Annotated in this window: 9 protein-coding genes (1 of these 9 running past the window's edge); all 9 read right to left on the bottom strand. The window is 46.5% G+C overall.

Annotated features, from left to right (window positions below):
* Positions 1–1,252, bottom strand: partial view of an NAD(P)/FAD-dependent oxidoreductase gene (locus tag BUQ78_RS07205; RefSeq protein WP_014807544.1) — the 5' portion only. Its footprint begins 233 nt before the window's first position; the window shows 1,252 of its 1,485 coding nt (coding positions 1–1,252); it begins with the start codon at positions 1,250–1,252; its stop codon lies off the left edge, out of view.
* A 139-nt stretch (positions 1,253–1,391) separates the two neighbouring features.
* The gene (glpK, locus tag BUQ78_RS07200; protein WP_074199769.1) at positions 1,392–2,903 is read right to left on the bottom strand and encodes a glycerol kinase GlpK; all 1,512 of its coding nucleotides are present in this window, start codon (positions 2,901–2,903) and stop codon (positions 1,392–1,394) included.
* A gap of 29 nt (positions 2,904–2,932) precedes the next feature.
* Complete coding sequence (gene dhaM, locus BUQ78_RS07195; RefSeq protein WP_014807546.1) at positions 2,933–3,334, bottom strand: dihydroxyacetone kinase phosphoryl donor subunit DhaM; 402 nt, start codon at positions 3,332–3,334, stop codon at positions 2,933–2,935.
* Positions 3,335–3,338: 4 nt separating this feature from the next.
* Entirely contained in the window at positions 3,339–3,980 is a 642-nt protein-coding gene (gene dhaL / locus BUQ78_RS07190; protein WP_143228353.1) for a dihydroxyacetone kinase subunit DhaL, read from the bottom strand.
* Between the two features lie 4 nt (positions 3,981–3,984).
* Positions 3,985–4,983, bottom strand: a complete 999-nt coding sequence (gene dhaK / locus BUQ78_RS07185) for a dihydroxyacetone kinase subunit DhaK (protein ID WP_014807548.1) — start codon at positions 4,981–4,983, stop codon at positions 3,985–3,987.
* Between the two features lie 142 nt (positions 4,984–5,125).
* Positions 5,126–5,701 (bottom strand): glycerol-3-phosphate responsive antiterminator, encoded by a 576-nt coding sequence (locus BUQ78_RS07180; protein ID WP_014807549.1) that lies wholly within the window; start codon positions 5,699–5,701, stop codon positions 5,126–5,128.
* 122 nt (positions 5,702–5,823) lie between these two features.
* The gene (locus BUQ78_RS07175) at positions 5,824–6,768 is read right to left on the bottom strand and encodes a hypothetical protein (RefSeq protein WP_014807550.1); all 945 of its coding nucleotides are present in this window, start codon (positions 6,766–6,768) and stop codon (positions 5,824–5,826) included.
* 74 nt (positions 6,769–6,842) lie between these two features.
* Complete coding sequence (locus BUQ78_RS07170; protein WP_074199768.1) at positions 6,843–7,694, bottom strand: lysophospholipid acyltransferase family protein; 852 nt, start codon at positions 7,692–7,694, stop codon at positions 6,843–6,845.
* Positions 7,695–7,803: 109 nt separating this feature from the next.
* Positions 7,804–8,013, bottom strand: a complete 210-nt coding sequence (locus BUQ78_RS07165; RefSeq protein WP_074199767.1) for a TOBE domain-containing protein — start codon at positions 8,011–8,013, stop codon at positions 7,804–7,806.
* Positions 8,014–8,042 lie beyond the last annotated feature (29 nt).

Below are 8,042 nucleotides of genomic sequence, written 5' to 3'. Positions count from 1 at the left end.
CCTCAGTAACGCTCTCGCATCTGCACACTATTTGGGCATATCTAGGGTCTTTTTCTGCTAAAGCAGATCTTTCTTCCATGGTGAGATATGCAAATCGTGGTATATGTTTACGCTCTGGCACAAATTTCCTGTTAGGCTTGAATTCAACAAGATCCTTTAGTTCATCTTTGATTCTTTCAACTATATGCTGTGCAATCGCGGGAGCGGAGGTAAAGCCTGGAGATTTGATTCCTGCGACGTTGACAAATCCATGGGGTTTTTTAAGGATCCCTATTACAAAATCTCCTGTATCTGGATCCGCCCTAAGTCCAGCGAAGGTAGTTATGGCCATATTGACCGGGATAGGAGGTATTAGCCGCCTTGCTCCTTCAATAACCTGCTTCAAGCCCTCTGCAGTGGTCGCAGTCTTATCGCGATCTACCTGGAATATGGAAGTAGGTCCCATTAGTAAGTTGTGATCTGCTGTGCTAGCCACGGTTATACCCTTGCCAGCCTCGGAAGGACAAGCAAAAAAGAAGCTCTTGACGAGATTTCCGACATATTTATCCGTTATGAAGTAATCACCCCGTCGTGGATGTATGACGAAGCTTTCATCGCCAACCATCCTAGCTATCCTATCCGAATGCACTCCAGCGGCGTTTATGACAATAGGAGCCAAAAACATTCCCTTATTCGTATTGACCCCCACAACCTGCTTTTCGCCCTGAGAGAGCAATACATCCAAGACCTCAGTCTCCAAAAACAACTCAACCCCGTTTTGTTGAGCATTATCCATGAATGCCAGGACAGCTTCGAAATTATTTATGATGCAACCCGTAGGAGCCCAAAGGGCAGCGATAATTTCCTTAGATGCATTTGGCTCTCGCGACCTTAGCTCGTCGCCGCTTATGATCTCCACGGAAGGAACTCCGTTTTTTCTTCCCTGATCGAGCAGTAAATTAAGATGGGCTATTTCCTCTTCGGCAAAGGCGCATACATAAGATCCTACTTTATTAAGTGTAAAATCAAGCTCCTCATAAAGGCTCCTGTAAATAGCATTCCCCTTTGGACAAAAGTAAGCTTTCATAGTGCCAGGCTTGTCGTCGTAACCTGCATGAACCATGCCGCTATTGGCCCTAGAGGCGCCTGAGGGTAGCTCTGAAGCCTTATCCAGAACAGCTACCCTAACATCATAACGTGACAACTCGCGGGCAATTGTCGAGCCCACAATACCGCCGCCAATTACGATCACATCGTAATATCGCGTGCTCACAAAATCACCTCCAAGAGTACTTGCAAAATCCCACTATGGAATCTAAAAGGGGAGAAAGGCGCATCTTGCAGTGCACCTCTCTCCCCTCTCATGCACCTTACGCGAGACTTATCTGATGCCCTTCGGCATTCAAGTCATACTAATCTATCCATCCCTTAGCTCTTTCAATCGCCTTCTTCCAGCCTCTGTACATTTCATCTCTCGTTTCCTTGCTCATGGTTGGCTCAAACCGCTTATCAACTTTCCAATTTTGCTTTAGCTCGTCTAAGCTCGTCCAAAAACCTGTAGCAAGACCAGCAGCATAAGCAGCACCCAGCCCCGTAGTCTCATTTACCTTTGGACGCACGACCGGAACACCCAAGAGGTCGGCCTGCAACTGCATGAGGAGGTTATTTCGTACAGCACCGCCATCCACTTTAAGTTCCGTGAGGGGCACTCCGGAATCGGCTTCCATTGCCCTTTGGACGTCCAAGGTCTGATAGCAAATGCATTCCAGGGTAGCCCTGATCAAATGCTCTTTTCGAATGTATCTCGTCAATCCCACTATACAACCTCTAGCTCTCATATCCCAATAAGGTGCAAACAATCCGGAGAAGGCCGGGACGAAATATATCCCGCCAGTATCTTTGACCTTGCTGGCAAACCATTCCGAATCGGCAGCATCATCAAAAAGTCTCAGGTTGTCACGCAGCCACTGGATCGCAGCTCCCGTAATGGCCATCGATCCCTCTAAGGCATAAACAGCTTCTCCCTCTTTAAGGCCATAAGCAACTGTCGTAAGCAGGCCGCTCTTGGAAAGGCTTGGAGTCTTGCCTATATTTAGCAGCATGAAGTTTCCGGTGCCGTAGGTGTTCTTTGCCTCGCCAACGTTGAAGCATACTTGACCAAAGACCGCTGCCTGCTGGTCTCCAAGATCTCCCGAAATGGGGATGCTCGCCCTGAATGGTCCGTTAGGGACAGTATAGCCGTAAATATGGCTGCTTGGTTTGATCTCTGGTAACATGGATTTCGGAATGCCCAAGAAATTCAGCATTTCCTCGTCCCATTGCAGCGTTTTGATATTCATGAGCATAGTCCTGGACGCATTGCTGACATCGGTTACATGAACCCCGCCGTTCGGACCGCCCGTTAGATTCCAAATTACCCATGTATCTATGTTTCCGAAAAGCAGCTCTCCCTTTTGGGCCCTTTCCCTGGCGCCGGGAACGTTGTCTAAGATCCACTTGATCTTGGGACCCGAGAAATAGGTGCTTATCACAAGGCCAGTCTTTTGATTGACCTTTTCGTTCGCGCCTGGCTCTTTCTCCCATTCCAGACAGAAATCCTGAGTCCTCATGCATTGCCAAACGATTGCATTATAGACGGGTTTACCTGTATTTTTATCCCATACTACCGTCGTTTCCCTTTGGTTCGTTATGCCGATTGCCGCAATGTCATTGGGATCTACATTGCCTTTCTCCAATGCCCCTCTAATTACGTCTTGCGTACGCGACCAGATCTCCATGGGATCGTGTTCTACCCAGCCAGGATGAGGGTAAATTTGTTCATGCTCCATCTGGCTGCTGGATATCGGATTGCCTTCCCTGTCGAATATCATACACCTCGTACTGGTAGTCCCCTGATCAATAGCAGCAACATATTTCTTTGCCATCCCGATCTCCTCCCTTTATTTTGATTATTTTAATTGGTCAACTTTTTTAGCAAGTGTGCGCTCTCCGCAACCTGCCTTACCTTTTCAACCGGAGATCCCGTGCTTGCCTCGACGGAGGCCAGAACGGTCCCCTCTAAAACGGGAGCATCGGCAATAACGACTTTACTTTTTTGATCTTCGGGCAAGAAATCCAACGCAGCCTTAGTCGACAAGACGGCGCTTCCGAGATCCGGTATAACGACAACGCCATCACATTCCATCAAAAGTTTATCCAATCCCTCATATATATTTGCAGTAGAAGTTCCCAGGCCCCCTTCTTCATTTCCGCCTACCCCTACTACCCTCACCTTTTCGCCTGCCATCTGAGAGGCAATTTCCACGATTCCATCAGCTGCCTTAAAACTATGGCAAACGACGAGAATCCCTATCATAGCTCTAAACCCCCAAGGCTTCGCAAATGGCCTTTAAAATTAGATAGCTGGACGTAGCCCCTGGATCCTGATGTCCTGCAGACCTCTCGCCTAAATAACTTGCACGGCCCTTCCTCGCCACCAACGGAATTGTATCCTTCATTCCCTTCTCAGCCATATCAAGCGCTCTCTTTAACCCTTCCTTCAAGGGCAATCCCTGCTTTGCTGCGGCCTCCAAGGCTTCTATGGCAGGCGTAAGAGCATCTACCATCGTCTTATCGCCTAACTGAGCTTTGCCTAATGCCACAACGCCCTGTAACCCCTCGCGAAAGGCCTGAGCTAACAACGTCAGATCTGCCTCTTTTTGGCCAGCGAGCTTCATCGAAGCTCTCATGAAGAAAGTACCGTAAAGTGGCCCTGCCGCTCCGCCAACGGTGCTCATTAACGTCATTGCGACATCTTTGAATACTGCCCCTATATCGTTGTACTGGTTATTTCGCACTTTCTCGAGAGCCTTTGTAAAGCCTCTGCTCATGTTGATGCCATGGTCGGCGTCGCCTATGGCAGAGTCAAGTTTCGTCAAAAACTCCTTGTTAGCATCTATAATTTCTTTTATGTTTTCAACAATGGCGACTGCTTTAGTGACATCCAGATGCTCGTTATCCAACTTTCTACATCCCCCATCTAAGCCCTGGCGTGCAAACGGGAGCGTCCCACAAGCGCTTCATTTCATCGTCAAGACGTAAAAGCGTTATGGAGCATCCCTGCATTTCTAAGCTGGTGATATAATTTCCAACCAAATTTCTTACTATCTTGATTCCCTTCTTTTCCAGAAAATCGCTCAAATCGTTGTAAACGATGTAAAGCTCAGATAAAGGCGTTCCGCCCATTCCATTGACAAAGGCCAACACCTCATCCCCAGCCTTAAAGGGAAGGTCATCTACTATCGGAGTCGCAAGCATTTCTACTATCTCTCTGGCCGGCTTCAGCTTCATGCGATGCCTGCCCGGCTCACCGTGAATTCCTATGCCTATTTCAATCTCGTCGGGTCCAAGCTCAAATGTTGGCTTTCCTGCAGCAGGAACCGTGCAGGGCGTGAGGGCCATGCCCATCGAACGCACGTTGGCATTGACGCGCTCGCACAAACTTTTAACCTCTTCAAGCGATCCTCCCTCTTCCGCTTTGGCCCCCACTATCTTTTCGGCCAAAACGGTGCCACCTACGCCACGCCTGCCAGCAGTATATAAGGAATTTTCCACCGCTACATCGTCGTTGATGACAACCTGTTCCACGGGTATCCCTTCGGCAGCCAGCATATCGGCAGCCATTTGGAAGTTCATGATATCTCCGCTGTAGTTCTTGACGATGAATAAAATTCCCTTTCCACCGTTGACTGCCTTTGCTGCCTCATACATCTGGTCTGGGGTCGGAGAGGTAAATATCTCACCGGGGCATGCAGCATCAAGCATGCCGTAACCAACATAGCCAGTGTGCATGGGCTCGTGACCGCTGCCACCTCCAGAAATGACTGCAACCTTTTCCTTGGGGGAGTCAACCCTGAGCACCGCCCTCGCTGACGGATGCAATTTGATGAGATCCGCATGAGCCTTGACCAAGCCGCTAAGAGATTCCTCAACTACTTTTTCAACATCGTTGATGAGCTTTTTCATTTTCAGTTCCACCTCCTCAAGTGTAATAACATTTCATCATAATAAAAGAGAAAGCACGCCATATGACAACATATGCTAGGCTTTCTCTTTTTGTCTCTGTGCCCAGTAAAAATTTGTAACGAATTTTTCGTTATTGCCCTATTCATTGCTCCCACAAAGCTCTTTCGCTCGTAGAAACGGCTAAAATCCCCCTTGATAATATTTTATTTACCTGATCTAGCGTCTTTATCAGCCCGCCAGCAATTAATGGAAACGGAATTTCCTTCAAAATAGGTTCATCCACGGCAATCACAGAAATGCCGGGGAGCACCTCAATGAAATCAGGATTCACATTGTAAGCTAGCTGTTTGCCTTTCTTGAAGGCCTGGGAATCGAGCAGAAAGATACGCAGTATAGTGAGCAAATTCAGATCTTTAGCGATCTCGAGAACATTTTTATGGGTCGTTATCAAGCCTTCAGGGTTAATTTCGCGTGCTAAAAACCTTATTCCCGAGGGATCCGTTTTTAGCCCTTCTATTAAATCAGCATGGACGAATACGAAATGTCCCCTTTCTCTTAGGCTATCCACTACGTTTTTTAGGGTGTAAATGGAGGATTCAAGGACAAATACGCATCTTGGCGTTATCTTCAAGGCTGCCTCGACATCCTTGCTAGACCTCAAAGCAGGTATTATGGGATTTTTTTGTAATAGGTTTTTTAGGTCACTCAGCCCAGACATCACATAACTCCCTTATACGTTACCCGCTGTTTCAGCGGACAACTAACTTTGCTAATTTTCCGTTATTTATTTTACCAAGTGCAACAACAGTATGCAACTTAAAATGTTATTTGTCCCATTGGTTATTTACTGATGACCATCAAGTTGCCCATTTCCCTAGCGCTTCTGCCATACAGCATCATCTCGTTTGCTGCATCTACGGCGTCTTTAAAACCCCAACAGGCCAGTAAAACCTCTGACAAGGAAAGCAAGCACCTGCTGCGCAAATCTTCCCATAACGGCACGCTCAAACTAAGCCATACGTATAGAGATTGGGCTTCGAATATCTCCTTAAAACGATAAATGTAGCGCAATAGATATGAATCTAAACCTTTTATCACCGTGGGATTACTTTCGCTTAGTTCAAAATGCTTGAGCTGATCGGCAACAAACCCCTCCTCTTCCCACTGCTGCAAAACCGATTCATCGGGAAACTTGGACAACGAAAACCACATGGGAGGTGGAGACGTATAGGAAGGGTTCAAAACATCAAGAGATCGTGAAAGCCATATCTGGATACGAGATACGGATTCAGTCATATTCCACAACAAAGCCCATCTTAGACCCCAATAGGCCATCTCTAGGGTGATATCTTTAACGCTGCTTTCGAGATTGTGGCCATAGGGTTTTATTATTTCGCCTTTTTTATCAGTAGCTATCCGCCTTTTCATTATATTCTGCAGAATGGAAACGGTCATTTCATGATCTCCGGGCGGCTCCAAAAGTTCAAGCAATCCCTTACGTAGGGAATTGACAGAGTCTTTTGTTAGTAAAATCTTGCCCAGCAAGCCCAGGTCGAAGAATTTCGGCCTATCACGACATAACGTAACTTCATTCCACTCATAGCTTCCCATTTTACCCCAACGCCACACTTCATAGCTCTTGCAAAAAGCACTGCCAATTAATACCCTATTAAAAGGCATAAAAAGCGCAACGAGGGGGGAGAACTCCGTCGGTATACCCGCAACGGAGTCGCTGTCAGGTAACCTCACTATCTCACCCGAAGACATCAATTCATATAAGCGCATATTGCGCTTCACCCCCTCTACTTCCTAACATAAGTTTACCTTTATATTGCGCTGGAAACAAGCCCAAACTAAATTTAATCTCTCCAACGCCTATGGAGCCATAGCCACTGCTCAGAAGATCTCCTTATGAAGCCCTCTAAAATATCGTTAAATTTTATAGTCATCTCTCTTATGGCTTCCTCTCTTGGCAACTCATAAAGAGGCTCTATGGGGGGCAAAACTAAGATTTCATGTTCATAGGGAGCAATTCTATAGGAAACGATCGGAACGACTGGAGCCTTCGTAAGCAAACTTAAGGCAGCTGGCCCTCCTACAGTGCTTGCAACTTTACCCATAAAGGAAACCCTTATACCGTCAGTCCCCCCATCCTGGTCCGCCAAGATCCCAATGAACTTGCCTTGTTTTAATAATTTAGCACCCTTTAACAATAAGCTTTTCTTGGGTATCGTCTCCACGCCTAAGGCTTTCCTATAATAGGCCAACAATTTAGAAACATGCACATCGTTCGGATCTCGGACCCCAGCGACTAGGGGATAACCTTTACATGCCAACCAGGCTGCCAATAGCTCCCAATTTCCCACATGTGCAGTCAAAAGCACAGCCCCTCTCCCGCTCTTTGAGAGATTTTCGAGATGCTCTTCCCCTTCTACCTTTGTGACCCATTTGGAAACAGCTTTAGGGTTTTTGGTCAAGATGAGAAATTCCATCACCGATAAAGAAAGATTGAAATACAGCTTTTTCACTACTTCTCTTCTCCAGGAAGGGTCACTTTCCGGATAGGCTATCCCCAAGTTTGTCAAAGCGACATTTCTACGAATTCCGAAAGTGCAGGCCAATCTATAAAGCAGATATGCCAATATATTTGCACTTATGCCCGGCTTAACAAGAAAATGGACACCTTTTATTGCTGTTGCTACTACACTCATGACTTCCTTTCTCCTCGTTTTGTTTTGTCAAAAATAGAGCAGGAAGGCGCCTTCCTGCTCTATTTTATAGCAACCAGTTCCACGATGATTGCGACGTTCACAATATCTCCTAGTCGACAGCTATCATGACCTCAGAAGCTTTTATCACAGCGTAAGCTTCCATTCCTTCTTTTAATCCTAATCTTTCCGCAGAAGCCTTGGTGATGATAGAGACCACCTGCTGTCCTCCGGGAAGTTCTAATGTAATCTCAGAGTTTACGGCCCCAGGAACGATCTTTATAATTTTTCCCTTTAACATGTTTCTGGCACTTAATTTCACAGGACATCACCCCTTTATCAAAGTCTAGT

The organism is Acetomicrobium flavidum, from assembly GCF_900129645.1.
Lineage (GTDB): Bacteria > Synergistota > Synergistia > Synergistales > Acetomicrobiaceae > Acetomicrobium > Acetomicrobium flavidum.
This window is presented reverse-complemented; position numbering and strand designations above follow the sequence as displayed.